This is a genomic window from Kitasatospora sp. NPDC048540 (assembly GCF_040651175.1).
Taxonomy (GTDB): domain Bacteria; phylum Actinomycetota; class Actinomycetes; order Streptomycetales; family Streptomycetaceae; genus Kitasatospora.
Window position 1 is genome coordinate 1 of the sequence record NZ_JBEZIR010000262.1, and the last position, 1,858, is coordinate 1,858.

Here is a 1,858-nt window from a genome sequence, read left to right on the forward strand (position 1 = left end):
CCTCCTCCAGCTCGCCGAGGCGCCGGAACAGCGTCCGGGACAGCACCCGGGCGTCCGCGGGCGACACCGCCGACGGATCCTCGATCCGCGGCAGCCCGACCGGGTCCGACGGCACCGCCGCCGGCACCGGCACCGCCTCCGGTACGGCCTTCGGCATCGACATCGACATCGTGGGATTCAGGACGGCCATGGCTCTCCCTCTTCCGGCCCTGGTGCGTGGTTCGTCCGCGCTCCGACCCACGCCGTGTACCCGGCCCATGCCGACCCGATCACGTCTGCACCATTTCTTCACGATATCCGGGCGAATCGCACACGGATCACCCCGTGCGGCCCGCCCTTCGCCCGCCGGCTGCATATCCGGCCCGAGGCCGGGAAGGCGAGGGGTGGCCCCGGAGGGCCTGCGGCCTTCCGTTCGCGCCCCTTCGCGGCCTATCGTCGGCCGTGGTCGAGGGCAGTACGGAGGAGCGCATGTCCGACGAAGGATTCGACGCGGGGCACCGGGTGGCCCCGGTCCCGGCCGGCCGGCTGACCGCCCGCCGGGAGCGGCTGGGCAGTACCGTCCTGGTCGTGCTCGCCGGTGAGCTCGACCTCGACTCGCTGGCCCCGGCAGACGAAGCGCTGGAACGGGCGCTCGCCGACGGGCCGGCCCGCGTGGTGGTGGACCTGGCGGAGCTCGGCTTCTGCGACTCCTCCGGGCTCAACCTGCTGCTGCGCACCAGGATCGCCGCGCAGGAGGCGGAGATCGAGCTCCGGCTGGCGGCCGCGCCCGACGGGCAGTTCGGCCGGCTGCTGGAACTCACCGGGGCGGGAGCGGTGTTCTCGCTGCACGCCTCGGTCCCCGACGCCCTGGCCGACGCGTGAGCGGCCGCACCGCGGGCCCGGATCGCCGGCCCCCCATCGACCAGCCATGAACGACCATGCCGGGGTGAACCAGATGACCAGCGGTCAGCGAGGCGCGGAGGCCGCCCGGCGGCTCCCTTCGGACCTGCCCCCCGCCGGGCAGCGGCGGACCGTCCGTCTGGCCGGGCTGCCCCGGCAGGTGGCGCACGGCCGGGAGTTCGCCCGTACGGCCCTCACCGACTGGCGGTGGCCGGGCGAGGAGGCGGTGGAGGACCTGCTCCTGATCGTCTCCGAGCTGGTCGCCAACGCCCGCCTGCACGCGGGCGGCGCGGTGCAGCTGAGCCTGCACGCGTCGGCCGAACGGCTGCGGATCGAGGTCAGCGACGCCATCAGGACACCCCCCGCGCTCAGCCTCCCGCACCGCCCCGGGCTGCCGGGCGGGCACGGCCTGCACATCGTCCAACGGCTGTCGGACGACTGGGGCGTGGCCGTGCACGCCGACGGCAAGGTGGTCTGGGCCGAGGTCCTGACCCCGGCGGCGGAGGCCGACCCCGGGGCGTGAACGCTCCGGGCCGGGACACGCCGCATACCGGCCGCCGCCCGGGGTAGGCGAGCGCCGGTCCGAACGGGCCGTGTCACGGGTTGGAGGTCCCCATGGGAATCGGCGGTTGCGTCATCGTGTTCGCGCTCGGGGCGATCCTCGCCTTCGCCGTCGACTGGCACCTCGCCGGGGTGAACCTGCACCTGGTCGGCGTCATCCTGATGATCGCCGGGCTGCTCGGCCTGGTCGCCTACGTCCGGGTGTTCCGCCGCCGGCGGCTCGGCACGGACGTGGTCGAGGAACGCCGCTACGTGGACTAGGGCCTGTGCCGCCGGGAGAGCGGCGCGACAGCACGAGGGGGTCCGGGCCCGGTCGGCGACGACCGGGCCGCCGGCGTGGTCGCCGAGGTCGGGTCCGGCGTCACCCGCAACGCGGACGGCGACCGGGTCGGTGAGGGCTGCATCGACGACTCCTGCC

General features: G+C 75.0%; 3 protein-coding genes and 1 pseudogene. 3 read left to right on the forward strand and 1 reads right to left on the reverse strand.

Translation table 11 applies throughout. The features are described from left to right. Positions 1 to 190: pseudogene (locus AB0D08_RS40695) on the reverse strand (hypothetical protein); the annotation flags it as partial. A 278-nt stretch (positions 191 to 468) separates the two neighbouring features. Here AB0D08_RS40695 and AB0D08_RS40700 point away from each other — a divergent pair. The 3 genes from AB0D08_RS40700 to AB0D08_RS40710 all read left to right on the forward strand — a co-directional run bounded on the left by AB0D08_RS40700 (position 469) and on the right by AB0D08_RS40710 (position 1,701). Further along, entirely contained in the window at positions 469 to 861 is a 393-nt protein-coding gene (locus tag AB0D08_RS40700) for an STAS domain-containing protein (protein ID WP_033820811.1), read from the forward strand. A 46-nt stretch (positions 862 to 907) separates the two neighbouring features. After that, positions 908 to 1,402, forward strand: coding sequence for an ATP-binding protein (locus tag AB0D08_RS40705; protein ID WP_051812579.1), 495 nt, complete (start codon positions 908 to 910; stop codon positions 1,400 to 1,402). A gap of 92 nt (positions 1,403 to 1,494) precedes the next feature. After that, positions 1,495 to 1,701: a hypothetical protein gene (locus tag AB0D08_RS40710; protein ID WP_033820812.1), complete on the forward strand. Its 207-nt coding sequence runs from the start codon at positions 1,495 to 1,497 to the stop codon at positions 1,699 to 1,701. The last annotated feature ends 157 nt before the right edge of the window (positions 1,702 to 1,858 follow it).